22 protein-coding genes are annotated in these 25,013 nt (G+C 74.7%); 7 read left to right on the top strand and 15 right to left on the bottom strand.

Annotated features, from left to right (window positions below; genetic code table 11):
- Positions 1-13: 13 nt before the first annotated feature.
- Positions 14-802: a fumarylacetoacetate hydrolase family protein gene (locus NP075_RS06080; RefSeq protein WP_227564544.1), complete on the bottom strand. Its 789-nt coding sequence runs from the start codon at positions 800-802 to the stop codon at positions 14-16.
- A 30-nt stretch (positions 803-832) separates the two neighbouring features.
- Positions 833-1,651, bottom strand: a complete 819-nt coding sequence (locus tag NP075_RS06075; RefSeq protein ID WP_227564545.1) for a methyltransferase domain-containing protein — start codon at positions 1,649-1,651, stop codon at positions 833-835.
- Positions 1,652-1,765: 114 nt separating this feature from the next.
- On the opposite strand from NP075_RS06075, the gene NP075_RS06070 reads away from it, so the two are divergent.
- The gene (locus tag NP075_RS06070; RefSeq protein WP_227564546.1) at positions 1,766-2,845 is read left to right on the top strand and encodes a heparan-alpha-glucosaminide N-acetyltransferase domain-containing protein; all 1,080 of its coding nucleotides are present in this window, start codon (positions 1,766-1,768) and stop codon (positions 2,843-2,845) included.
- A 4-nt stretch (positions 2,846-2,849) separates the two neighbouring features.
- On the opposite strand, the gene NP075_RS06065 is transcribed toward NP075_RS06070, so the two are convergent.
- The 4 genes from NP075_RS06065 to NP075_RS06050 form a co-directional block, all read right to left on the bottom strand.
- Complete coding sequence (locus NP075_RS06065; RefSeq protein WP_284439917.1) at positions 2,850-3,611, bottom strand: amino acid ABC transporter ATP-binding protein; 762 nt, start codon at positions 3,609-3,611, stop codon at positions 2,850-2,852.
- 13 nt (positions 3,612-3,624) lie between these two features.
- Complete coding sequence (locus NP075_RS06060) at positions 3,625-4,293, bottom strand: amino acid ABC transporter permease (protein WP_227564547.1); 669 nt, start codon at positions 4,291-4,293, stop codon at positions 3,625-3,627.
- A 25-nt stretch (positions 4,294-4,318) separates the two neighbouring features.
- Positions 4,319-5,104 (bottom strand): amino acid ABC transporter substrate-binding protein, encoded by a 786-nt coding sequence (locus tag NP075_RS06055; protein WP_227564548.1) that lies wholly within the window; start codon positions 5,102-5,104, stop codon positions 4,319-4,321.
- A 246-nt stretch (positions 5,105-5,350) separates the two neighbouring features.
- Positions 5,351-5,998, bottom strand: coding sequence for a pyridoxine/pyridoxamine 5'-phosphate oxidase (locus tag NP075_RS06050; protein WP_227564549.1), 648 nt, complete (start codon positions 5,996-5,998; stop codon positions 5,351-5,353).
- Between the two features lie 268 nt (positions 5,999-6,266).
- Between NP075_RS06050 and NP075_RS06045 the strand changes: the two genes are divergently transcribed.
- Positions 6,267-7,172, top strand: coding sequence for a 3-methyladenine DNA glycosylase (locus NP075_RS06045; RefSeq protein WP_227564550.1), 906 nt, complete (start codon positions 6,267-6,269; stop codon positions 7,170-7,172).
- A 19-nt stretch (positions 7,173-7,191) separates the two neighbouring features.
- On the opposite strand, the gene NP075_RS06040 is transcribed toward NP075_RS06045, so the two are convergent.
- From NP075_RS06040 to NP075_RS06020, 5 genes are all read right to left on the bottom strand, one after another.
- Positions 7,192-7,527, bottom strand: coding sequence for a trypco2 family protein (locus NP075_RS06040; RefSeq protein WP_227564551.1), 336 nt, complete (start codon positions 7,525-7,527; stop codon positions 7,192-7,194).
- A gap of 17 nt (positions 7,528-7,544) precedes the next feature.
- Complete coding sequence (locus NP075_RS06035) at positions 7,545-11,084, bottom strand: NACHT and WD repeat domain-containing protein (protein ID WP_227564552.1); 3,540 nt, start codon at positions 11,082-11,084, stop codon at positions 7,545-7,547.
- Entirely contained in the window at positions 11,081-13,225 is a 2,145-nt protein-coding gene (locus NP075_RS06030) for a CHAT domain-containing protein (RefSeq protein ID WP_227564553.1), read from the bottom strand. The genes NP075_RS06035 and NP075_RS06030 overlap by 4 nt, the downstream gene beginning before the upstream one ends.
- Before the next feature lie 24 nt (positions 13,226-13,249).
- Complete coding sequence (locus NP075_RS06025; protein WP_227564554.1) at positions 13,250-14,659, bottom strand: hypothetical protein; 1,410 nt, start codon at positions 14,657-14,659, stop codon at positions 13,250-13,252.
- A 174-nt stretch (positions 14,660-14,833) separates the two neighbouring features.
- Positions 14,834-17,122, bottom strand: coding sequence for a beta-L-arabinofuranosidase domain-containing protein (locus NP075_RS06020; protein WP_227564555.1), 2,289 nt, complete (start codon positions 17,120-17,122; stop codon positions 14,834-14,836).
- Positions 17,123-17,217: 95 nt separating this feature from the next.
- On the opposite strand from NP075_RS06020, the gene NP075_RS06015 reads away from it, so the two are divergent.
- From NP075_RS06015 to NP075_RS06000, 4 genes are all read left to right on the top strand, one after another.
- Positions 17,218-18,231, top strand: a complete 1,014-nt coding sequence (locus NP075_RS06015; RefSeq protein ID WP_227564556.1) for a LacI family DNA-binding transcriptional regulator — start codon at positions 17,218-17,220, stop codon at positions 18,229-18,231.
- A gap of 84 nt (positions 18,232-18,315) precedes the next feature.
- Positions 18,316-19,002: a ThuA domain-containing protein gene (locus tag NP075_RS06010; RefSeq protein ID WP_227564557.1), complete on the top strand. Its 687-nt coding sequence runs from the start codon at positions 18,316-18,318 to the stop codon at positions 19,000-19,002.
- Positions 18,987-20,123 (top strand): Gfo/Idh/MocA family protein, encoded by a 1,137-nt coding sequence (locus NP075_RS06005; protein WP_227564558.1) that lies wholly within the window; start codon positions 18,987-18,989, stop codon positions 20,121-20,123. The genes NP075_RS06010 and NP075_RS06005 overlap by 16 nt, the downstream gene beginning before the upstream one ends.
- A 23-nt stretch (positions 20,124-20,146) precedes the next feature.
- Positions 20,147-21,292 (top strand): Gfo/Idh/MocA family protein, encoded by a 1,146-nt coding sequence (locus NP075_RS06000; protein ID WP_227564641.1) that lies wholly within the window; start codon positions 20,147-20,149, stop codon positions 21,290-21,292.
- A 27-nt stretch (positions 21,293-21,319) separates the two neighbouring features.
- Here NP075_RS06000 and rnhA read toward each other — a convergent pair whose 3' ends face one another.
- From rnhA to NP075_RS05980, 4 genes are read right to left on the bottom strand one after another with little or no spacing between them, the layout of a single operon-like run.
- Positions 21,320-21,760 (bottom strand): ribonuclease HI, encoded by a 441-nt coding sequence (rnhA, locus tag NP075_RS05995; protein WP_227564642.1) that lies wholly within the window; start codon positions 21,758-21,760, stop codon positions 21,320-21,322.
- Positions 21,761-21,789: 29 nt separating this feature from the next.
- On the bottom strand, positions 21,790-22,131 hold the full coding sequence (locus tag NP075_RS05990; RefSeq protein ID WP_227564559.1) for a PIN domain-containing protein: 342 nt from the start codon (positions 22,129-22,131) through the stop codon (positions 21,790-21,792).
- Complete coding sequence (locus tag NP075_RS05985) at positions 22,128-22,298, bottom strand: type II toxin-antitoxin system Phd/YefM family antitoxin (RefSeq protein ID WP_227564560.1); 171 nt, start codon at positions 22,296-22,298, stop codon at positions 22,128-22,130. The genes NP075_RS05990 and NP075_RS05985 overlap by 4 nt, the downstream gene beginning before the upstream one ends.
- A 25-nt stretch (positions 22,299-22,323) precedes the next feature.
- On the bottom strand, positions 22,324-24,009 hold the full coding sequence (locus NP075_RS05980) for an AMP-binding protein (protein ID WP_227564561.1): 1,686 nt from the start codon (positions 24,007-24,009) through the stop codon (positions 22,324-22,326).
- A gap of 186 nt (positions 24,010-24,195) precedes the next feature.
- Here NP075_RS05980 and NP075_RS05975 point away from each other — a divergent pair, with 186 nt between their 5' ends.
- The gene (locus tag NP075_RS05975) at positions 24,196-25,011 is read left to right on the top strand and encodes an aminoglycoside 3'-phosphotransferase (protein ID WP_227564562.1); all 816 of its coding nucleotides are present in this window, start codon (positions 24,196-24,198) and stop codon (positions 25,009-25,011) included.
- Positions 25,012-25,013: the final 2 nt, after the last annotated feature.

Raw genomic sequence — 25,013 nt, 5'->3', positions numbered from 1 at the left:
CCTCCGTTCCGGGCTACGGGGTCCGACGCAGCACCGGGTTGCGCAGCACGCCGATCTCCTCGACCTCGACCTCGACGACGTCGCGGTGCTCGATCCGCCCGACGCCGGCCGGCGTGCCGGTGAGGATGACGTCGCCGGGCAGCAGCGTGAACACCTCGGAGACGTACGACACGAGGTACGCCACGTCGAACACCATCTGCGAGGTGCGGCCGTCCTGGCGGGCCTCGCCGTTGACGCGGGCCGTCACGGCCAGGTCGTCGACGTCGAGGCCGGGCACGACCCAGGGGCCCAGCGGGCACGACGTGTCGAAGCCCTTGGCGCGCGTCCACTGGTCGTCGGAGCGCTGGATGTCGCGCGCCGTGACGTCGTTGGCGACCGTGTAGCCGAACACGTGGTGCAGCGCACGCTCCGGGGTCACGTCCTTGGTGACCTTGCCGATGACGACGGCCAGCTCGGCCTCGTGCTCGACGTGCTCGGTCCAGTCCGGCAGGACGATCGGGTCGTCCGGGCCGATCACCGAGGTGTTCGGCTTGAGGAACAGCAGCGGGGACGTCGGGACGTCGTTGCCGTGCTCGGCGGCGTGCGCGGCGTAGTTGCGGCCGACGCCGACGATCTTCGAGCGCGGGATGACGGGAGCGAGCAGTCGCACGCCGTCCTCGTCGAGGCGGACCCGCTCCCCCGTGGGCTGCACGGGGGTGTAGATGGGGTCGCCGGTGATGACGACGAGCTCCTCGTGGCCGGGCTCGCCCTCGACGAGCGCGTAGCGGGGGTCGGAACCGTTGGTGAACCTGGCGATGCGCACGGGCTCAGCCTAGGCGGTCACCGTCGGCGCTCACGCGCGGGCCAGCACCTCGCCGTGCGGCACCAGGAACCAGCCGTCGGGGGACGTGCCCCACTCCCGCCACGCGTCGGCCAGCAGCTCGAGGGCGACCTCGTCGGCCAGCTGGTGGCCCATCGCCTGGACGGCGAAGTCGGAGGCCACGCACCGGTCGGCCCACAGTCCGGCCCACCACGTGCGGTCCTCGGGGGTGGCGTAGCACCAGACGCCGGCGCCCGGCGCGACGCCCGCGGGGTCGAACCCGGCCTGCCGCACCCAGGACAGCAGCCGCCGGCCGGCGTCCGCCTGCGCGCCGTTGGCCTGCGTGACCTCGTGGTAGAGCTCCTGCCACTCGTCCAGGCCGGGGTGCGGGGGGTACCAGGTCATCCCGGCGTAGTCCGCGTCGCGCACCGCGACGACGCCGCCGGGCCGGGTCACCCGACGCATCTCGCGCAGGGCGGCCACGGGATCCGTGAGGTGCTGCAGCACCTGGTGGGCGTGCACGACGTCGAAGGTGTCGTCGTCGAACTCCAGGGCGTACGCGTCCCCCACCTCGAAGCGCACGTTGGTGGCGCCCTTCTCGGCCGCGTGCTCGGCCGCGACCGCCAGCACACGGGCGGACCGGTCGATCCCGACGACCTCGCCGGGCGCGACGCGGGCTGCCAGGTCGACCGTCACGGTGCCGGGGCCGCAGCCCACGTCGAGGAGGCGGCTGCCCGGCGTCAGCGCGGGGAGCAGGTACGCGGCCGAGTTCTCGGCCGTCCGCCAGCGGTGCGAGCGCAGCACGCTGTCGTGGTGTCCGTGCGTGTAGACGTCCTGGGTCCGCGTGCTCACAGGGCGACTGTAGGGGGGGTCGTACCGATTCGACCAACACCCGGGACGAAGCGGACCGCATGGTGAGAAGCACCGCGGGCGCGAGCCGCAGCCCGCCCGTCTAGCATGCCCAGGGTGCGACGCATCGTCGGGGTGGACACCGCCCGGGGCCTGGCCGTGCTCGGGATGGTCACCGCGCACGTCGGACCGGGCGACCCCTGGCGCACCTTCCCGCCCGGCGGCTGGTCCCAGCTCGCCGACGGCCGCCCGTCCGCGCTCTTCGTGCTGCTCGCCGGTGTCGGTCTCGCACTGCTGTCCGGCGGCGACCGGCCCGTGGACGGCACCCGCCTGGTCCAGGCGCGGCTGCGGATCCTCGTGCGCGCGGTGCTTCTCGTGGTGCTGGGCACGCTGCTCGTCCTGCTGGGGACACCGGTCGTCGTGATCCTCGTCGTCTACGCCGGGCTGTTCGCGGCGGGGGTCGCGGTGCTGCGCTGGCCGCGGTGGGCCCTCGTCGTCGCCGCCGTGGTCGTCGCTCTCCTGGGCCCGGTCCTGCGCCGGGAGCTGGTGGCGCACGTCGACGTCGTCGACGAGCGGCCCCTCGACCTGCTCGCTGTGCTCGTCGGCCAGTACTACCCGGCCGTCGTGTGGTTCGCGTACGTGCTGGTGGGGCTCGCCGTCGGACGCAGCGACCTGCGCTCCGGCCGCACGCACGCCGTGCTCGCGGCGTGGGGCGCCGGGCTCGTCGTCGTCGGCCACGGCGGCGCGTGGGCCGCACGGCTCCTGCTCGGCCGCGTCGACGAGCTCACGACGGCCGAGCCGCACTCCTCGACGTTCTTCGAGGTCGCAGGCAACACCGGCACGTGCCTGCTGGTGCTGGCGGTGTGCCTGGCGGTCGGCGTGCGGTGGCCGCGCGCGCTGGCCCCGGTGTCGGCGACCGGCGCGCTCGCGCTGACCGCGTACACCGGCCAGCTGCTGGTGATCGCGGCGCTGGGCGACACGGTCGTGTGGCAGCCGACCACGGCCGGCTGGGTGGCGTTCCTGCTGGTCACCGTGGCGACGTGCTGGTTGTGGCACGCGACCCTCGGGCGCGGCCCGCTCGAGGGCCTGCTGCACGTCGTGTCCGTCCGCGCCGCCGACGTCGCACCGGACACCCTGCCGCCGCGACGCGACCCCGCCGCGCCGGCCGCCGCGCCCGTCGAGGCACCCGAGACCTGACGCGTCAGAGCGGGTCGAGGATCCGCTGCAGGAAGCGCCGGGTGCGTTCGTGGCTCGGGTCGCCCAGGACCTGGCCGGGACGCCCCTCCTCGACGACGACCCCGTCGTCCATGAACACGACGTGGTCCGCGACCTGCCGTGCGAAACGGACCTCGTGCGTCACGACGACCATCGTCCAGCCCTCCGCCGCCAGGTCCCGCATGACGGACAGCACCTCCCCCCCCGTCTCGGGGTCGAGCGCGGACGTCGGCTCGTCGAACAGCAGCAGGCGCGGCCGCAGCGCGAGGGCACGCGCGATGCCGACGCGCTGCTGCTGCCCGCCGGACAGCTCGTGCGGGTAGGCGCCGACCTTGTCACCCAGCCCGACCTTGGTGAGCAGCGCGGTCGCCTCGGCGACGACCTCGGCCCGCGGGCGGCGCTGCGCGTACACCGGCCCCTCGGTCACGTTCTCCAGCGCCGTGCGGTGCGGGAACAGCTCGTGCGACTGGAACACCATGCCGGACGTGGCGCGCAGCCGGCGCAGCTCCGCGCGGGAGGGTCGCGGGCACTCGACCTCGACGTCGTCGATCCGCACGGTGCCGGCCTCGGGGACCTCGAGCGAGTTGAGGCACCGCAGAAGGGTCGTCTTGCCGGAGCCGGAGGGGCCGAGAAGCACCGTCACGCTGCCGCGCGCGACGGCCAGGTCGATGCCGCGCAGCACGTGCAGGTCGCCGAACGACTTCGTCAGCCCGTGGACCTCCACCAGTGGGCGGGCGTCACTCGTCATCGCGTCTCCCACGTCAGTGCGCCACGAACCGGTCGAGGCGCCGCTCCAGCCGGGACTGCGCCGTGGACAGCACCAGGCAGATCAACCAGTAGATCACCGCGGCCAGCGAGTACAGCGTCATGAACTCGTACGTCGGTGCCGCGATCTCCTGCGCCTTGCGCAGCAGCTCGGTGACCATGATCGTCGAGGCCAGCGAGGTGTCCTTGACCAGCGAGATGAAGGTGTTGGACAGCGGCGGGACCGCGACGCGCACCGCCTGCGGCAGGACGACGCGCTGCAGGGTCAGCCGGTGGTCCAGCCCGACGGTCGCCGCCGCCTCCCACTGCCCCTTGGGCACGGACAGGATGGCGGCGCGGATCGTCTCGGCCGCGTACCCGCCCACGTTCAGCGAGAACGCGACGACCGCCGACGGGAACGGGTCGATGACCAGGCCGAGCGAGGGCAGCGCGTAGAAGATGATGAACAGCTGCACCAGCAGCGGGGTGCCGCGGATCAGGGAGATGTAGACCCGGGCGATCCCCGACACCACGCGGTGGCGCGACAGCCGGGCCAGCGCGACGACCAGCGCCAGCGCCAGCCCCAGGACGAACGAGATCAGCGTCAGCGGGATCGTCCCGCGGATCGCGCCCGACAGCAGCGGCCCGATCGACGAGACGACGAGGTCCCAGGTGTCCCCGTTCACGCGGGCCCCACCGGCCGCGACGTGCTCACTGCGAGACGTCCTCGCCGAACCACTTCTCCGAGATCTGCGCGAGCGTGCCGTCCGCGCGGAGCGTCGCGAGCGCCTCGTCGACCTGCGCGGTCAGCTCCGAGTCCTTGCGCAGCGCGAACGCCTGCTCGACGGTGTCGCCGGTCTCGAAGGCGATCCTCACCGACTCGTCGCCGGACTGCTGGAGGTAGTCGAGCACGGCCAGGTCGTCGTTGAACGTCACGTCGACGCGTCCCTGCTGCAGCAGCGCGACCGCCTGTGTCAGCCCTTCGACGCCCTCGACCTTCGCACCGGCGTCCGTCGCGATCTGCGACCAGTTGGACGTCGCGGACTGCGCGGCCGTGAGACCCGCGACGTCGGCGAGCGAGGTGACGGCGTCGTTGTCGGCCGCGACGACGGCGACGCCGGTCGACACGGTGTACGGCTCGCTGAAGTCGTACTTCGCGCGACGCTCGTCGTTGACCGTGACCTGGTTGGCGATGACGTCGTACCGCTCCGCCTCCAGGCCCGCGAAGATCGAGTCCCACGTGGTCTCGGAGAACTCGACGTCGAGCCCGAGCTCGTCGGCGACGGCGGTGACCACCTCGACGTCGTAGCCCGTGAGGTCACCGTCGGCGTCGTGGAAGCTGAACGGCGAGTACGTGCCCTCGGTGCCGACGCGCAGCACACCGCCCTCCGCGCCGCCCGAGGCGTCCGGTGCGGAACCGCCCGAGGAGCACGCCGCGAGCGCACCGACGGCCAGGGTGACGGGCAGGACGAGCAGGCGACGGGACGTACGGAGCATGGGAGGACCTTTCGGGCGGGTGCGCCGGGGCTGTCGACGCGACGGTCGGGACCGGAGGGAGGTGGCGACGCGGGAAGCGGCCGGGGGCGACCGCGGTGCGGCCGGGGGGGGACCGAGAGGGTCCGGCTGGGCGAGGTGGTCCTCAGCGACAGCGACAGCGACGACACGCGGCAGCGAGCGCGGTGCTCGGGGCCGTGGTCATGCGGGCGACCCTAGCACCGGCCCGGCGCGCGGGTGCGCGTCCGGTCACGGCGCCACCAGGCGGTGCACCCAGCCCTGGCCGGTGCTGCGGTACACGAGGCGGACGTGCGCGCGGTCGGCGCAGCCCTGCCAGAACTCGACGACGTCCGGGACGACGAGCCACGCCTGCCACGTCGGCAGCACGAACGCCGGGTCCTCCTCGACGCGGGTGCGCGAGCGGGTCATCGCGTCGCGCAGGTCGGTCACGGAGGCCAGCCCTTGCCCCGGGGGCACCGCGGCAGCGGCGGCGGCGCGGGACGCCGGCGAGCGCGCGAGGAAGTCGACCGCCGACGCCTCCTCCCCCAGGTAGCGGGCGCTGCCGGTGACGCGGACCTGCCGGATCACCCCCTGCCACCAGAAGTTCAGCGCCGCCTGCGGGTTGACCTCGAGGTCGGCGACCTTGGCGCTGCGGGCGTCGGTCGCGAAGGCGAACCCCCGCGGGCCGACGTCCTTGAGCAGCAGGACCCGGGCCGACGGCTGCCCGGCGACGTCGGCGGTCGCGAGCGTGGCCGCGTGCGGCTCGGGCACTCCCCGCTCGACGGCGGTGGTGAACCAGTCGGCGAAGAGCGCGAGCGGGTCGTCCGGCACCGCGTCCGGGTCGAACGCCGGCGCCGTCCCGGACAGGGCGGGCAGGGACCGCAGCAGCTCACGCACGGCGCCACCCTGCAGGCTGGGCGCCGAGCCGGCAACCGCTGGCGACCTCCCCGGGGGTGAGCGACCCCGACCGTGACCGCGCCGGTGTGGAGTCGGTGCGGCCGGTCGGCCTCACCGCGGAGGCATGAGGCGCCTGACCCGTCACGTGCGGTGCGATCGACAGCGGGGACGTGCCCGCGGGGCCCGGCAACCGCACCCGCGCCGCCCGCTGACGCGGGCCGCCGGGGCATGGCGTTCCGGGCGGCGACCGGCGACCTACCCTGGAACGGTGACCGCGACCGCCTCCGCCTCGACCGTGCTCGACGCGGCCACGTGGACCGCGCGTGCCGCCGCCCACGCCGAGCGCGCCGACGCGGCGACCGCCGGGCACCGCGCGCGGCGGTCCCGGCACGAGAAGCACGTCGTCGAGGACTTCCTGTTCGAGTACTACCCGGCCTCCCCCGCGCAGCTGCGCCGCTGGCACCCGGGTGCGGGCGTCGCGCTGGCCCCCGGCCCGGACGGGCCGGCCCCGCACGCGGCCTGGCGGTGGTACCGCACGGACGGCGACGGCACCGTGCGCCTCGACGTCGACGCGTTCCTGGCCGCACGCGGGGACGCCGTGCGGTTCGTCGTCGAGCTGCTCGCCGCGACCGCCTCGCGGCCCGCGGCCACCGGCTGCTTCGGGCTGCACGAGTGGGCGATGGTCTACCGCGAGCCCGCGGGCGACCACCGCCACGCGCTGCCGCTGCGGCTGGGCGAGGCCGGCACCGACGCCGTCGTCGAGTCCCACCGCATCCGGTGCACGCACGTCGACGCGTTCCGGTTCTTCACCCCCGAGGCGGTGGGGCGCAACACCCTGACGCCGACGCGCGCGACGCAGGCGGCGATGGAGCAGCCCGGCTGCCTGCACGCGAACATGGACCTGTACAAGTGGGCGCTCAAGCTCGGCCCCCTCGTCCCCGGCGGCCTGCTGCTCGACTGCTTCGACCTCGCGCGCGAGATCCGGACGACAGACATGCAGGCCAGCCCTTACGACGTCACGTCGTACGGGCTGGAACCGGTGGCGATCGAGACCGCCGAGGGCAAGGCCGAGTACGTCCGCCGCCAGCGGGACACCGCCGCACGGTCGAACGCGCTGCGCTCCCGCCTGGTCGCGGTGGGCGACGCGGTCCTCCCGCCCGCGGCCGGCGGGTAGGCGCACCCGGCGGGACCGGTCACCAGCGGGACACGGGCGGCGAGAACGAGACGGCGGACCGTGGCGCGGCGTCGGCCCCCGGCAGCTGGGCGACCTTCAGGTCGACGGTCAGCTCGGTCGTCGTCTCGCGTGAGCCGCCGACGCCGAGGTCGGCCCCGACGCCCAGGACGCCGAACGACAGTCCGCCCTTGGCGTCGCGGGTCACGGTGACCGTCAGCCGCGCGCTCGCCGTCGTGACCTCCACGACGGGTGCGCGCTCGTGCTCCTCGCTGCGGGCCGCGACGGCACGCAGCTCCTCGCCGAGCTGCCAGAGCACCTCGGCGAGCGGGTAGGCGGGGCGGTCGGTCCGTGGCATGGCGGTCTGCCTTCCGGTCAGCGGCGACACAGGTCGCCGAGCAGGTGGACGCACTCGACGTCGGTGAGGGCGTGGTCGGGGCGCTCCCGGGCCAGCTCGCGGAGCGACTCGTCCGTCAGGGGGATCGTCACGGGGGCGGCCCGGCCTTCGATCGCCATGACCAGGGTGTCCTGCGCGGTCTCGAGGTGCGTGACGGTCCCTGGTTCCACGCGCAGCGGGGACAGCTCGCGTCGCGTCACGTCGTAGACGCTGACCGACCCGTCGCCGTACATGAGCACGAGGGAGTCGCCACCGGGGAGGAGCGCGGTCTCCGCGACGGTGGCGCCGGGAGGTGCCGGGGCGATCACCTCCTGCTCGAACCCACCGACGTGGAGCCGGACGCCTCCCCACAGGTCGACGACCGCCAGCGTGCCCGAGGCAGGATCGACCGCCGTGTCGTGGATGTCCCAGTCAGGCGCGGACGCCGGCTCGGCGATCTCGAGGCACTGCGGTGAGGTCACGTCGTACTCCGTGACGCCATCGTTTCGCGAGACGACCAGGGTGCCCTGCTCGGTGAAGTCCAGCGCGATGACGTCACCCGTCTCCGCGTCGAGCGTGCAGCTCTGGGGCGCGACGACGTCGACGGTAGACTCGTAGGCCACCGCCAGAGCCTGGCCGTCACCGGTCGTCGCGACCGCGTCGACGCCCGCCATGCCGGGCAGGTCCACCGTCTCCTGCAGCACCCCCGCCCCGTCGTCGACCGACCAGAACTCGATCGCGGCTCCGGTCTCACCGACCGGGTCACGGGTGACGACGACGACCTCGTCGTCGAGGAACGCGACGCCGCTCGTGCCCTTGCTGGTGGGGAGGCGAGCGGTCAGCCTGCCGTCGGCGCTCCAGATGCTCGTCCCGTCCGCACGGCTGACAGCGATGCGGTCGGACGTCGCCGCGACACCGACCGGTGGCTGCAGCACCCGGCCCTCCGAGCGCCAGTCGTGGATCGTGGCGCGGCCGGACAGGCCGGTGACGGCCAGCCGGTCGTCCGGGAGGAACCAGAGCGAGCTGGCTGTCTCACGGCCGGAGAGGGTGAGCCCGCCGACCAGCGCGCGGGTCGCGACGTCGTAGACCTCGAGGCCCTCGTGCTGCCGGCGTACGGCCAGCAGGGAGCCGTCGGCGCTGACGGTCGCGATGCTCGCCGATGCGGCCCAGTCCCACACCAGGTCCCGCGTCGCGGCGTCCCACAGGAGCACCCGGCCGGTGTCGTCGAACGCCAGCACGCGGCTGCCGTCGCGCGAGGTCTCCACCGTGAACGTGTCGGCGACGGGCGGGGGGATCGGGAGGGGCGCGAACGAGCTGTCGCTGAACCTCCCGAGCGTGACACCTCCCGGAGCACTCGTGACCCACAGGTCGCCGTCCCACGACCACGTGCTGTTGCCGTCCCCGGCGAGGGGGTACGGGTCGCCGATCGGCGTCCCGTCCGGGGTGAAGCGGGCGATCTGCTGCGTCCACACCCCCTCGTCGTCCACCTCGTCGGACGTGATCCCGAGGCTCGACCCGTCGGGCGCCGGGATGACGGAGTACGGGTAGAGGTCGGTCGACGCGGGGCCGGTCGGTGCGAGGTCGACCGTGCGTGGCGCGGCACCTGCCTCCCGGTCCCACCACCACACGTCCCCGGTCTCGTCGACCCAGGTGACCTGCCCGTCGTCGGACACGCCGACGGAGGACGGGACGGCCGGCACCTCGACACCGTCGAGGGTGTCCCCGGTCGCGGTCTCGAGGACGAGCACCTGGATGTCGCCGTCGGTCGACGTGTCCGTCTCCGTCGGGGGCGCGACGCCGATGACCGTCCAGCGACCGTCGAGGCTCGTCCCGAGGCTCGTGGTGACCATGCCCTTCGGACCCAGCGTCTGCCCCGCCACGGGGCCGGCGACGACGGCCGCGGCGATCAGGTCGCGCACCGGAGGCGTCAGCCCGCCGCCACCACGCAGGGACTCGGTGGCCAGCATGAGCGCGGCCTCCGGGTCGGCCTGGACCAGCCGCTGTCCCTCGGCGGCGATCAGGCTGGCCGCCAGCTCACGGTTCCTGTCGGCCGCGGTCGCCCCCAGCAGGCCGGCCGCCGCACCGCCGGCGACGGCGACGACCAGCGCGGCGACGGCGACGACGAGGGCGCGGCGCGTGCGACGGACCGAGCGCCGCTCGTGCTCCCGAGCGCTGCGGGCGTCGACGCTCCGCGCGAAGAACGCCTGCTCGACCGCGTTGTGCCGCGCCCGGCCCTCGTCGACCGCCCGTTCCTCGGCCGCGAGGGCGTCGTCGGACAGCAGGAGGCCGTCGGGTCGGTGCTGGGCGTCCCAGAGCTGCGCGTCCCGTTCGAACGCGCTGAGGTTCTCCCCCGCCCACTGCTCGTTGTCGACGGACACGGGACCGACGAGACGGTCGTGGGACAGCTCGTACCAGATGGTGCCGTGCCGTTCCTCCGCCCGCAGCAGGTGGGTGGCGATCATCCGGTTCAGCAGGTCCGTCCCGCCCGGCCCTGTGGTCACCTGCGTGCGCAGGCCGTGGGGGGTGACGAGGTCGTGCTCGAACCACTCGCGCACCATGCGCTCGGGCACGCCGGTCTCCTCGGACACCCGGGCCACGGACTCCCGGTAGTAGGTCCGCAGCGCGGAGTCGACGTCGCCGGTGGCCTCGACGTCGCTCACCCTGATGCGGTCCTGCCCGGGTTCCAGGTTCTGCCACAGGCGGTGGCACGCGACCTGCAGCTGGACCGGCTCGACGTACGGCCCCTCGGTCGCCCGGACCTCGTCGCCCTGCAGCACGTTCACCCGGCGCAGGTCCCCGAGCAGCCGGGTGACGGCGTCGTCGTCGATGTGGGCACCGGCGGCCTCGATCGGCCGCACGATGGCCTGCCGGGCGCTGTCGGGTCGCAGCAGGTCGAGACGGAACTGCGCCTGGAAGTGCAGGGGGATCAACCGCAGGTACGGGTCGAGGCTCGCGAGGTAGTCCTCGCGCATCACGAACAGGGCCCACAGCCGCCGGTCGGCGAGGGCCTCGCCGAGCTCGGCGAAGAACGCCCGCTTGGCGTCGAGGTCGAAGGGGTCCACGCGCAGCGCGTCCTCGAAGTGGTCGACGACGAGGACCTCGTTCCCGGGCTGGTCGTCCAGGTCGGTGCGCGTCGTCAGGTACTGGTGCAGGGTGAGCGCCGCGAGGTCGGCGGGTGCCAGCTGCTGGTCCACCGGCAGTCGCTGCTCGAGCGAGCTCATGATGCTCAAGGCGTACCGGTTGCGGCCCGTGCGGTCGCCGTCACCGGGCTCGTGCCGGACGCTCGCGACGGGCAGCACCTCGAAGTCGTCCTCGACGAGGGCAGGGCGCAGCGCCGCGTTGACGAGGGACGTCTTGCCGGCGCCCGACGGGGAGTACAGCAGCACGATCCGCTCCGCGACCAGCAGGTTGAGCAGCGTCGTGGTCTCACGGGTCCGCCCGTAGATCGGGGCTCCGTGGGGGATGGACTGCGGACCGACGAACGGGTTGGCGAGCGGGGACGGCCGCGCGGTCTCGCTGCGCGGTGCGGTGGTCGTCATGTCGGCTCCTGGGCCGCGCGGTGGTCCCAGAGCCGGCCGAGGTCGCGCAGGAAGTCGTCGGGGCTGCCCCAGAAGACCGTCATCTTGCTCTCGCCGAAGTACTTCTCCAGGTACTTGCGCGCCTTCTGCGCCTGGGTCGCGTTGCCCTCCTCCGGGTCGATCTGCACGGAGACGTTCGTGTACTTGCGGCGCCGCTTGGCACCAGGCAGCTGCATGATGCTGCGGAAGAGCACACGGAAGTCCCACTCGTCGGGGCGGAAGCCCAGGAGGAGCAGCCCGCAGTTGGTCAGGGTGGCCCGCACGACCTCGGGGATCCGGATGGCCCGGGCGTCGGCGCTGACGCCGATGAGGAAGTCGAAGTAGTCGTCCTCGGTGAGCACCACGGACTCCGGCACGCTCAGGTGCCCGAAGAGGTGGAAGACGAGGGGACGCTCACGTGTCGGCTCGTAGTCGGGCTCCGTGTCGAAGATCGACGGTGGCCAGTCGATCGGGTCGTCCTCGGTGTCGTCGCGCCAGCGGCACAGCTCGACGACCGGCGCGCGTCCGGCGTCGCGCAGCGCGTCGGACAGGAGGTCGGACATCTGCGTCGTGACGTACACCGGGAACGGCACGCGTGCGAGCGCCGCGACGGGGTCGTCGCGGTCCGCCTGGTGCCGGAGCCGCCACGCCGCGCAGATCTGGTCGTTGACCCGGCGCGCGAGATCGGCCTCGTCGACCTGGTCGAACCTCCTGCTCGCGAGATGGTCCGGGAGCTGCGTCCCGTACCGGCCGATGATCGAGTGGCTCAGCCACTTCAGCAGCGTGCTGCGAGGGAAGTCCGGGTTGTGCACCACCGACAGGTACTGCGCGACGTGGGGCATCTCCTCGGCGCGGTGGGGCGCGAGCGGGAAGCGGTACGTGCGCGACAGCGCCCCGGCCATGTCCCGACGGACCCCGAGGAGGGAGTCACTGAGGCCGGGGCCCAGCAGGGGGGTGCACTTGTTGCGCGCGACCTGGTCGAGCAGCGAGACCCACTGCTCGAACGGACCCTCGTCGGCGGGTCCGTGCGAGTACCACAGGCGTCCGCTCGTGATCCGCATGAAGAGCGTCGGGACCCACCAGTCGGCCCGGTCCCGGACCTCACCACGGGCGACGGCCATGGCCCGGTCGATCTGGCCGTCGACCCGCAGCGCACGGAAGAAGACGGGCATGAACGTCTCGACGGTCGCCAACGACACGTCGCCCTGCATCGCGAGCACCGCCGGCACACCTGCCTGAGCGAGCTGCGGGCCCAGGCAGGCCAGGACCCCGCCGTCGTCGGAGTGGCGGTGCACGCCGGGGCCGGCGCTCTGGCACGAGGCCAGCACGACGAGACGCGGTGGCTGGGGCAGGTCGCGGATGCGTTCGACGAGCTCGGACGCGTCGACGCTGTCGGCGGTGCCGTCCTCGGACTCGAGGAGCAGACGGGCGGCGCCGCCCGAGCGGTAGCCGTGGCACACGAGGTACAGCACGTCCACGCCGGCGCGCAGCTCCTCGACGAGGCCGGACACGGTGGGGGGCCCGGCCCCGGGAAGCGCGGTGACGGTGATCTCGCCGAGCGCGGCGCGGGCACGCGCGATCTCGCCGGCCACGTCGACGCGTGCGAGCGGGCGCCCGACGTCCCAGTCCGCCAGGTCGTGGGGGTCGGCGACGAGGACGAGGGCGCGCAGCGTGGTCCACGACGCCGGGCCGGCGGACCGCCGCCAGTCGAAGCTGTTGAGGTAGCGCGAGAAGAGGACGTTCTCGTCGGTCGTCAGGCGGGACCCGTCCGCCGGGTCCGCGAGGGTCTCCCACCGCAGGGCGTGCAGCTCCGGGGCGCTCTGACCGATGAAGAACCGGACCCGCAGGCGGCGGCGGTGGTGCAGCGCCGCCGCGTACGCCTGGCCGTACGCGTCGCGCACGGCCGCCGTCCCGAAGACGGCCTGCCCGAGCGCGCGGCCGTACTCGTCGGGCTGGTCCTCGAGCTCCCGCAGCTTGCGCAGGTCGAGGTCGGTGATGACGGCGCGGTCCTGCAGCAGGACCTCCACGTCCGAGCCGGGCTGGTCGAACCGCAGCTCGACGGCCCAGCTCGCGTCGTCGCGGTGGTGCAGCCCGATCTCCAGCTCGGCGTACTCCGTGGTCATACGGTCCTCCGTGGTCCCTCGACGTCAGGGAGGAGCGTGACCGGCACCGTCCTGATACGCGGGGGCTCGCAGACGCACCGCGGGGTCCCCGTGCAGGGCGTAGTCGCGGGCGTCGGTCATGGCCGTCCACGCGTGGGCGATGGCCGCGTCGCTGACGCGTCTGCCCTCGCGTCTCGACCCGAGCAGGTCGACGAGCTCGGTGGCGAGCTCGGCGTACCGGTGGTGGAGGTGGTCGAGAGCGTGCCCGACGGGCCGGCCCGCGCAGACCGCCAGCAGGCTGCTGGCGACGGCTTCGATCTGGGGCCCGGCCGCCGGCCACTCGAACGACCAGCCCCAGGCCCTGTCGACGTGCCCCACGACCGCGAGCGCGGGCCCCCGCGGCAGCGACAGCATGCGTTGGACGAGCGCGGCGCTGAACGACGCGTCCCGTCCGGTCGTCGGGGACCCGGCGCCGTAGCACGCGACGTGGAACGCGACCGTTCCGCTCAGGTCGTCGTCGTCGGCGAGGTCCTCGGCGGTCACGTAGTGCTCCCGTGCGACCGGGGCGCCTGCCCGCGGCCCGGGCCAGCCATGGCAGAGGAGCGCACCCTGGTGGCCGACCCGTCGTGGGTCGCCGGGTGGGAAACCCACACCGTGCGTCGCCGTCACGAGCAGTCTCGGCGGCGTCGACGCCCCGAGCAGCCCTCGCAGGGTCGGCGCCGTGGCGGCCTCACCGCCGTGGACGGTGACCTCCCAGGCGGGCAGGCGCGAGCCGAGCTGCTGCTCGAGCGGCCCGACCAGCGCCTCGGTGCTCAGCTCGGTCGCAGGGTCGTCGGGGTGATGCGTCGCGAACAGGTGCGCGGTCGGGCGACCGGCCGGGGCGGACGTCTCCGCGTCGACGGCCGCGCGCGCGTACCGGCCGTGGTCCGCGGGGGTGCGCAGGTCCAGCCGCCCCACCGCGTAGGTGACCGCGAGCTGCTGCTGGAGGCGGAACGGGATGGACCGAGGGCTCCCCACGAGCAGCAGGTAGTACGGGACGCGCTCGGGATCCGCGGGACCCGGGCCCACGCCGTGGCGCGCGAGCAGCTCACCCTTGGACTCCCCGGGCCGCACGTGCAGCTCGCGGTAGCGGCGCTCGTCGACCGCCGTGGCCTGCTCGCGCCGCAGCTCGAGCAGCGGCCGCAGCGCCTCGACGACGGCGGGGTCGAGGTCGGGGGCGAGGACGACCCCCCAGCCCGCCTGGGCGAGGTCGTGCGGGTCGACGCCCTCGCGCACCCCGAGCACCGCCTCGGACCGGTCGCGTACGCGCGCACGCGCCTGCGCGGCGTCCGGCGCAGGCACGGGCCCGTCGAGCGCGAGCGAGGCGATCGCGCTCACCGAGGGCGGGTCGGCCACGTAACCGCCGGACGCGGCATCGACGCCGTTGACCGGGATGGTGCCGTCGTCATCAGACATGTGAGGCCGCCAGGACCGTCGAGCGGGTGCGGGTCGTGCCCCAGTCTGCGCGCGAAGTCGCGGGCCTGCGAGGCGGCGCGACGTCCGGTGGCAGGCGCTCACGCCTCCGGCAGAGGCGGACCCGCGGGGTCACGCCGACGACGGTCGGCACGGGCCCGCACCCCTGCGGGCGGATCAGGCGGGGTCCGTCAGGAGGTGGACGGCGACGACCGGGGGCGTCGGGACGCCGGTCGGTCCGGCGACGAGGGAGACCTCGTGGTGACCGGGCGGCACGGGCAGGTCCAGCACGCGGAGACCCGGCGCCGGCTGCGTGACCTCGACGACACCCACCTCCGTGCCGTCGACGACGACCCGGGCGTGCCCGCGGTCGGCCAGGTACGTCACGCGCAGCACCGCGCCGCGGGCCTGCGGGTCCGCGAGCCGGTAGGAGAAGCGGTCGCGGGTCGCCCGCCAGTGCCGGCCGTCGGCCGCGCCCGTCCAGGTGTCGGCGCCGGTGTAGCGGTGGTCGGTCTCGGGCTGCTGCTCGCCGCACGCGACCGCGTCGACGGTGCGGGCGGCCAGGCCCAGCTGCTCGTCGTCGACGGCCGCGAGCGCGGCGCGCCGCCCGGCGACGGCGTGGGCGTCGGGGACCGCCGGGAAGTACAGCGTGTACCGCGCGTCGTGCAGCGTGTGCAGCGGTTCGAGCACCAGCGTCTCGCCGTCACCGCGGTCGAGGACGAACGTGCCGTCGTCCGCCGGGCGCAGCGCCGCCGCCAGGTCCGCGTCCGCGCCGACGAGCACGGGCGTGGCCGCCAGCGGGCGCAGCGGGCCGTGCGCGACGTGACCCATGCGCGCGTCGTCGGCGCGCAGGCCCACCAGGTCGTCCGCGTCGCCGCGTGCCGCGAGCGCGACCGGGCCCCAGCGCAGGGCGACCCAGCCGTCGTCGCCCGGCAGCCGCTCGGCCGCGGGCCCGGCGACGAGCCGCCACGTCACCGTCTCCCCGCCGCGCCACGCCCGGCGCACGGTCGCGTAGCCCTCGCGCTCGACCACCGGCGGCACGGGCACGCCGTCGACGGCGAGCTCCACGCGCTCGAGGGCCCAGGCCGGGCGCCGCACGTGGACGGCGAGCTCCGTCGGGGCGTCGACGTCCACGGTGAGCGCGACGTCGGTCACGGGCGCCGCCGTCGGGTACGTCGAGGCCAGGCGCGCCCGGACGCCGCGCTGCGCCCAGTGCAGCGTCGAGGGCACCGGCAGGTTCACCAGCAGGTCGCCACCGGTGTGCGCGTACGCGAGCTCACCGAGCCGCGCGTACGTCTCCAGGGCCGTGCCGACGCAGCACCACATGCAGGCGTCCCGCGTCGAGTACACGCGGTAGTGCCCGGGTCGCGCCGGGGTGAAGTACACGAACCCGCCGTCGGGGTGCTGCGCGGACAGCACGTGGTTGACGAGCTGGCGCTCGGCTGCGTCCAGGAGCCCGACGTCGCCGGTGAGCGCGTAGAGGCGCCGCTCGACCTCCAGCATGTTCGCGGTGTTGCAGGACTCGGGGCCCTCGCGGTGCGTGACGTGCGCCGCGGCGTCGGGCGTGAAGTGCTCGGAGACCGAGTTCCCGCCGAACACGAGCGTGCGGCGGGTCAGGACGGCGTCGACGAAGGCCGCCGCGGCGTCGGTCTCGCCGATCGCGGGCCAGCCGACGACCTTGGCGACCTGCGTGTTGGCGTGCAGGCCGTCGAGCGCGTCGCGGCCGTCGCGCAGCGGCGCGAGCAGGGTCTCGTCGGCGAACCGCCGGGCGAGCGTCGCGTAGCGCGGGTCACCCGTCAGCTCGGCGAGGTCGCCGTACGCCTCGCACATGCCGCCGAACTCGGTGCGCAGCATGCGCGCGAAGGCGGCGTCGTCGAGCCGCTCGCAGAGCGCGACGCCCCAGTCCCCGAGCCGGACCGCGGCACCCCGGGCGCGCGCGGCGACGTCGGCCGGTGCGTACCGGGCGGCGTCGACCAACCCCGCGTAGGTCTTGTGGACGTTGTACCACGGCACCCAGGCGCCCCCGAGGTCGAACGTGCCGGCCTCGGCGCCGCCCGACGCCACGGACTCCCACAGCGCGACGCCGCGGGGCACGCCCCCGACGTACCCGGTGCCGAGCGCGTCCTGGCACTCCACGAGCCCGTCGACGAGGCGGCGGGCCATCGCCGCGGCGCGCTCGTCAGCGGTCGCCGCCCACTGCAGCGCCGCCGCGGACAGCGCGTGCCCCCCGATGTGCCCGTCGAGCCCGATCGACTCCCACGAGCCGTACGGCTCGGCGCGCGACGGCAGGCCCGCCTCCCGGCGGAAGGGCGCGAGCAGCCTGTCGGTGTCGAGACCGAGCAGGTAGGTCCGGGCGGTGCGCTGCGCCGCCGCGAAGGGCCCGTCGGTCAGCCGCACGTCGGCCGGCCCGAAGGGAGTGACGGCACGGGACGGACGGGGGGCGGACGGTGCCGCGGCGCTGCTCACGGCACCACCCTGACATCCCGGAGGCGGTGCGTCACGTGCCGGGGAGATCGATCTCCGCCTGCCCCGGCGGCCTGGTGCCGTGGCACCATGCCCCCATGAGCCCGTCGGCGCGTCCCACGCTGCTCGACGTCGCACGCGCGGCGGGCGTGTCGCGCGCGACCGCCTCGCGGGCGCTCGCCGGGCAGGCGAACGTCGCCGCCGACCTCGTCCGGCGGGTGCGCGCGGCGGCGGCCGAGCTCGACTACCGCGCCCACCCCGCGGCGCGTGCGCTGCGCAGCGGCGCGACGGGCTCGGTCGCGCTCGTCGCACCGAGCAGCGAGCTGGAGGGGCAGGGCGGACCCTTCGTGGGCGCACCGCTGCGCGGGGCGACCGCCGTGCTGTTCGCGCGGTCCGTGCAGCCGGTGCTGCTGCTGGACGACGGCCGCGACCGCACGCCCCTGCTCGGCTACCTCGCCGCCGGCCACGTCGACGCCGCGGTCGTGGTGCTGCAGCGCGAGTCCGAGCCGCTCTTCGCGGAGCTGGGCGACCTGCCCGTGCCCGTGGTGTTCGTCGGACGCCCGACGGCCGCGATGGACGACGCCCTGACCTCGGTGGACAGTGACCACTACGGGGGTGGACGACTCGCCGCGCGGGCCTTGCTGGAGGCCGGCCGGCGCCGCCTGGCGATGATCGCGGGACCCGCCGGGTACGCCCCTTCCGACGCGCGCGCGGCGGGGTTCCGCGACGAGCTCGCCGCGTGGGGCGTGGCACCGGGCCCCGTGGCGCACGGGTCGTTCTCGATGTCGTCGGGAGCCTCGGCCGCGGCATCCGTGCTGCGGCGCGACCCGGGCGTCGACGGGCTCTTCGCCGGCTCGGACCTCATGGCGCTGGGTGCGCTGCGGGTGCTCGAGGCCGGCGGCCGCCGGGTGCCTGACGACGTGTCGGTCGTCGGGTTCGACGACACCGTGGTGGCCGAGACGTGCGAGCCGCCGCTGACGTCGGTGCGCCAGCCGCTGCGCGAGCTGGGGGCCCGGGCGGCGGAGCTCGTGCTCGACCTGCTGCGCGACCCCGGCGCCGCACCGCAGCACGTGGTGCTGCCGACGACGCTCACGGTGCGCGAGTCCGTCTGACGTCCTGGCGGTCCCAGCCGCGAGCGGGTAGCGTCGTGAGAGATCGATCTCTCACCGACGCGAGATCCCCACGGAAGGCTCCACGTGAAGCAGGCTCTGGTGGTCCGGGGCGGCTGGGACGGGCACGCGCCCGTCGCCGCGACGGACATGTTCCTCCCCCATCTCGAGGCCACGGGCCACACGGTCCGGGTCGTCGACACCCCCGAGGTCTACGCCGAGGACGCGATGGCCGACGTCGACCTCGTCGTGCAGTGCTACACGATGGGCGAGGCGTCCGGCGCGGCCGTCGCCGGGCTCCGCAAGGCCGTCGCGGCCGGCACCGGCCTGGTCGGCTGGCACGGCGGCATCGCCGACTCGTTCCGCAACAGCTCCGACTACCTGCAGCTCATCGGCGGGCAGTTCGCCACCCACCCCTCCAAGCACCCCGACGAGTGCCACGGCGACCAGTCCGACAACTACCTGCCGTACACGGTCGACATGCTGCCCGCCGCCGCCGACCACCCGGTCACCGCGGGGATCGGGTCGTTCGAGCTCACGACCGAGCAGTACTGGGTGCTCACGGACGACCTCAACGACGTGCTGGCCACCACGACGCACCCGGCGCCGCCGTGGCACCCCTGGCACCGCACCATCACGTGCCCGGCCGTCTGGACCCGGCAGTGGGGCGAGGGGCGCATCTGCGTCGTCACGCCCGGCCACAGCCTCGACGTCCTCGAGCACCCCAGCGTCCGCACGATGATCGAGAGGAGCATGGTGTGGGCGAGCCGTTGAGGGTCGGTGTCGTCGGCTGCGGCGTCATCTCGAACGCCTACCTCACGACGGCCGCGACGACGCCCGACCTGGAGATCGTCGCCGTCGCGGACCTCGACCGCGCGCGCGCCGACGCGACGGCCGCGCAGCACGGCGTCCGGGCGCTCGACCTGCCGGACCTGCTCGCGCACGACGACGTCGAGTGGGTCCTGGACCTGACGACGCCCGCCGCGCACGAGGAGGTCGCCCTCGCGGCGGTCGCGCACGGCCGGTCCGTCTACAACGAGAAGCCGTTCTGCGCGACCGTCGCGGACGCGCAGCGGGTGGTGGACGCCGCCGCCGCGGCCGGCGTCGCCCTCGGGGGCGCGCCGGACACCGTGCTCGGCACGGGCGTCCAGACCGCCCGAGCCGCCGTCGAGTCCGGCGCCATCGGCCGCCCGGTCGCCGCGACGGCCACGATGGCCTGCGGCGGTCACGAGGCCTGGCACCCGCAGCCGGACTTCTACTACGCGCCGGGCGGTGGGCCGCTGCTCGACATGGGCCCGTACTACCTGACGACGCTCGTGCACCTGCTCGGCCCGGTCACCGCGGTCCAGGGCGTGGCCACCCGGCCGCGCTCGCACCGCACGATCGGTCAGGGCCCGCGCGCCGGCGAGCTCGTGCCCGTCGACGTCGCGACGCACGTGACCGCGCTCGTCGAGCACGCGTCCGGGGCCGTCACGACGCTGCTCATGAGCTTCGACGCCCCCGCGTCCCTCGCCCGCCCGATCGAGGTGCACGGCGAGGAGGGCTCCCTGCTCGTCCCCGACCCCAACCGCTTCGAGGGGGACGTGCGCGTCCACGCCCGCGGAGGCGAGTGGCGGACCCTGCCGCCGTCGGCCGGGTACGTGAACGCCGGGCGCGGGGCCGGGCTCGTCGACGCCGCCCGCAGCGCGGACCGCCGCACCACGCGCGCGGCCGCCGACGTCGCCCTGCACGTGCTCGACACGATGGAGACCGTCCTGCGCGCCGCCGACGAGCGCACCAGGCTGGAGGTCACCAGCACGTGCGAGGTCCCGCCGCTCGTCCCGCTCGCCGACCTCACGACCCCCGGGAGACCCGACATGGCCCCGTCCGCCCCGCGCACCCGGGCCGCCTCGTGACCGCGCCGCGGCTCGGCGTCGGCATGGTCGGCCACGCGTTCATGGGTCTGGCCCACTCGCACGCCTGGCAGACCGCACCCCGGTTCTTCGACCTGCCGCTGCGTCCCGACCTCGCCGTGGTCGCCGGGCGGGACGCGCAGCGCACGGCCGCCGCCGCGGAGCGCCTCGGCTGGCGCACGTCGACCACCGACTGGCGCGAGCTGCTCGCCCGTGACGACGTCGACCTCGTCGACATCTGCACCCCGGGCGACACGCACGCCGAGATCGCGATCGCGGCGCTGCAGGCCGGCAAGCACGTGCTGTGCGAGAAGCCGCTGGCCAACTCCGTGGCCGAGGCCGAGGCGATGGTGGCGGCCGCGCAGGCGGCACCGGACCAGGTGGCGATGGTCGGCTACTCCTACCGCCGGGTCCCGGCGATCGCGCTGGCACGCCGGCTCGTCGCCGAGGGCCGCATCGGCACGGTGCGGCACGCACGCGGCCTGTACCTGCAGGACTGGCTCTCCGACCCCGCGACGCCGCTGTCGTGGCGCCTCGACAAGGCGAAGGCCGGGTCGGGCTCCCTCGGGGACATCGGTGCGCACGTGATCGACCTCGTGCAGTTCATCACCGGCGAGCACCTGACCGGTGTGTCGGCGCAGCTCGCGACGTTCGTCGAGGAGCGCCCGGTGGCGTCGTCGTTCGACGGGCTGTCGGGCGTCGGGGACGCCGGCGGCGCGACCGGCCCGGTGACGGTCGACGACGCCGCGGTGTTCACGTCGCGGCTGTCCGGCGGCGGGCTTGCGCTGTTCGAGGCGACGCGCTTCGCGCTCGGCCGGCGCAACGCCATCCGCGTCGAGATCAACGGCACGGACGGGTCGCTCGCGTTCGACTTCGAGGACATGAACGTCCTGCACGTGTACGACGCGCACGACCCCGCGGGCCTGCAGGGGTTCCGGCGGGTGTACGTCACCGAGCCCGAGCACCCGTACACGGGCAGCTGGTGGCCCACCGGCCACGGCCTGGGCTACGAGCACGCGTTCACCCACCAGGTCGTCGACCTCGTCGAGGGCATCGCGGCGGGCGCGCACCCGGCACCCACGTTCGCGGACGGCCTGCAGGTGCAGCGGGTGCTGGACGCCGTCGAGCGGTCCGCGGCCGACGACGCACGGTGGACGCCCGTCGAGGGCTGACGCCGCCGGGGTCGGCGCGCCGGTGCGTCAGCGCCCGGCCGTCGACCCCGCCCGCACGTCGTCCACGCCCCGGTTGGCCAGCGCGTCCGCCCGCTCGTTGCCCGGGTCCCCCGCGTGCCCCTTCACCCACACCCACGTGACGTGGTGGCGCTGCACCTCGGTGTCGAGCGCCTGCCACAGCTCCTTGTTCTTCACGGGCTTCTTCTCCCCCGTGAGCCAGCCGTTGCGCTTCCAGCCCGGCAGCCACTTGGTGAGCCCGTTCATGACGTACGTCGAGTCGACGTGCAGCGTCACGAGGCACGGCCGGCGCAGGGCGCGCAGCCCTTCGATCACGGCCGTGAGCTCCATGCGGTTGTTGGTGGTCGCGGCCTCGCCGCCCCAGAGCTCCTTCTCCTGGTCGCCGAAGCGCATCCACGCGCCCCAGCCCCCGACGCCCGGGTTGCCCTTGCAGGCGCCGTCGGTCCACATCTCCACGCGCGGCTGGTCCTCGGTCTCGCTCACGGGCACACGCTACTGGCGCGCATCACCACGCCAGCACCCGCGCCCGGCCGAACGCACCGATCGCGGCGTCCTGCGTGACGAGCGTCGCGTTCTCCACGACCGCCCGGGCGACCAGCAGCCGCGCCGATCTCCGCCACCCGCCGCCCCCACGTGTCGACGAGCTCGCCTGCGCCGAGACTGCCGAGCCGCTGCTTCGTCGCGACCTCGAGGGCCGACGCGGCCGAGACGAGCAGGTCGACGACCGGATCCGCGAGACGCGTCCGCACGTCCGGCGCCACCCGCTCGGGATCACCGGGCAGCCAGAGCAGGACGTGCGTGTCCAGGAGGTGGGCGGTCACTCCCAGGCCGCCAGCTCGTCCTCGGCGAGCGGCTCGAAGAACTCGTCGGGGACGGTCAGGCGCATCGTGCCGAACGTGCGCTCGCGCGTCGCCACAGGAACGAGCCGGACGGCGGGGCGTCCGGCGCGCGCGATCACGACCTCCTCGCCGCGCTCCGCGCGTGCCACGAGGTCGCGTCTCTGTCAGGCCTCGTCAGAGCTCGTCGCGCACGACGCGACGCAGCACCTTGCCCACCTGCGAGCGCGGCAGGTCCTTGAGCACGACGAGCCGGCGGGGCAGCGCGTACCGGGCCAGCCGGGTCTCGCACCACTCGCGCACCGACGCCAGGTCGACACCTCGCGCGTCGTCGTCCAGCACGACGGCCGCGACGACGTGCTCGCCCATGTCGCCCGCGGGCTCGCCGACCACGGCGACGTCGCGCACGCCCGGCATGCCGCGCAGGTGGTCCTCGACCTGCGAGGGGTACACCTTGAAGCCGCCGGTGACGATCATCTCCTTCATGCGGTCCAGGAGGACGATCATCCCGTCGTCCTCCATGCGCACGACGTCACCGGTGCGCAGCCAGCCACCTTCGAGCAGCTGGTGCGCCGTCTCCTCCGGGCGCTTCCAGTAGCCCTGGAAGACCTGCGGGCCGGAGATGAGGAGCTCGCCCTGCTCGCCCGGCGCGACGTCGCGCGTCGGGTCGTCCTGGTCGACGATGCGCACACGCGTCGACGGGAAGGGCAGGCCGAGCGAGCCCGGCCGGCGGTCCTTGCTCAGGGGGTTGCCGAGCGCGACGGGCGACGTCTCGGTCATCCCGTACCCCTCGGCCACGATGCCGCCCGTGACCCGCTCCCAGCGCTCGGCGGTCGCCCGCGGCAGGGCCATGGCGCCGCTGATCGAGTACCGGAACGACGTGAGGTCGGCGCCGGCCTTCTCGGCGGCGACCGCGAGGCGCTCGAGCATGGGCGGCACGGCGGGCAGGAACGTGCCGGGGCGGCGACGCTGGGCCGCGAGGACGCGCTCCGGGTCGAACGACGGCAGCACGACGATCGTCGCGGCGATGCGGACCGAGTACACGAGGCACAGGGTCAGGCCGAACGCGTGGAAGAACGGCAGGACCGCGTAGACGACCTCGGTGCCGGGGGCGGCCTGGGTCCACGTCGTGCCCTGCAGCGAGTTCGCCACGAGGTTGCGGTGGGTCAGCACGGCCGCCTTGGGCGTGCCGGTGGTGCCGCCGGTGTACTGCAGCAGCGCGACGTCACCGGAGGAGGGACGGGTCGGCACGAGGTACGGCACGGCCGCCCGCACGAGGCGGTCCCAGTGCGGGACGTCGGCGGGCACGGGCCCGCGCATGGCCGCTCGGGTCTCGCGCGCCTTGGCGACGGGCAGCTTCAGCGCCCAGCGGGACGTGCGCGGCAGGTCGGCCGAGAGGTCCACGGCGACGACGTGCCGCAGGTCGGTGCGGTCCTTGGCCTCGAGCACCCGCGGGACGGCCTGCTCCCAGACGAGGGCGACCGTCGCACCGGAGTCGGCGAGCTGGTGGGCCAGCTCCTCGGCCGTGTACGTCGGGTTGTGCTCGACGACGACGGCGCCGAGCCGCAGCGTGGCCCAGAACGCGACGACGTGCGCCGTGCAGTTCGGCATGACGAGCGCGACGCGGTCGCCCGCGCCCACCCCGAGCTCGTGCAGCACGCGCGCACCGCGGTCGACCAGGTCGGCGAGCTGCCGGTACGTGGTCGCGCGGCCGAGGAAGTCGACGGCGACGCGGTCGGCGTGGTCCCGCACGGCGCGGTCGAGGAGCGCGGTGAGCGGCTCGTCGGGGATCTCGACGTCGCGCGGGACACCGTGCGGCCAGGCCGCAGGAAGGTCCGTGTGCTCGGAAGAGGGTGTCGTCATGACCTGATCGTAACTTACGCGTGCGTAGGTTACGGGTGCGTAATGGTCCATCTACGTCACACAACCGCAGGTCAGGCACCGTACCCGACGATCCGGACACTTCCGCCCGGATGGTCGCGCGGCCCGGACGCACCCACGCGCCCGCGGGGCGGCCCCGGCGCCGGAGCCGGGTGAGAGGATCTGCCCGTGTCCGACGCCGCCACCGAGCACATCGTCCCCCCCGAGATCCCGCGGGACCACGTGCCCGTCCCGCCGGCCGTCGCGGCGCTCGCCGGCGGCTCGCCCGTCGAGGCGGTGTGGCGCAACCAGCTCGGCGGCGTGACGTTCCGCGTGGGGCGGGGCCGGTACGTCAAGTGGGTCCCTGTGGACGTCCCCGGGCTCGACCTCGCGGCCGAGGCGCGCCGGCTGGCCTGGGCGGCGCCGTTCACCCCCGTGCCCGAGGTGCTCGGCCTGGGTGCCGACGACGACGGGACCTGGCTCGTGACCGCCGCCGTGGACGCCCGCAGCGCGGTGGTCCCCCCGTGGTCGCACCGCCCGGCCGAGGCCGCCACGGCGATCGGCGCCGGCCTGCGCGCGCTGCACGACGCCCTGCCGGTGGGCGACTGCCCGTTCGACTGGTCCGCACGCTCCCGCGTCGAGCGCGCCCTGGAGCACCTCGCCGCCGGGGACACCCCGGCGGCCTGGTCGCCCGAGCACCGGGCCCTGAGCGCCGACGAGGCACGCGCGCGCCTGCTCGAGCCGCCCCCGGCCGACGAGCTCGTGGTGTGCCACGGTGACGCGTGCGCCCCCAACACGCTCATCGGCGACGACGGCACGTGGGCCGCCCACGTCGACCTCGGTCGGCTCGGCGTCGCGGACCGCTGGGCGGACCTGGCGGTCGCCGCGTGGAGCACGGAGTGGAACTACGGGCCCGGCTACGACGGTCACGTCTACGCCGCGTACGGGGTCGAGCCCGACGCCGAGCGCATCGCCTACTACCGGCTGCTGTGGGACGCCTCGTGAGG

This window comes from Cellulomonas wangsupingiae, assembly GCF_024508275.1.
In the GTDB taxonomy this organism is placed as follows: domain Bacteria; phylum Actinomycetota; class Actinomycetes; order Actinomycetales; family Cellulomonadaceae; genus Cellulomonas; species Cellulomonas wangsupingiae.
This window is presented reverse-complemented; position numbering and strand designations above follow the sequence as displayed.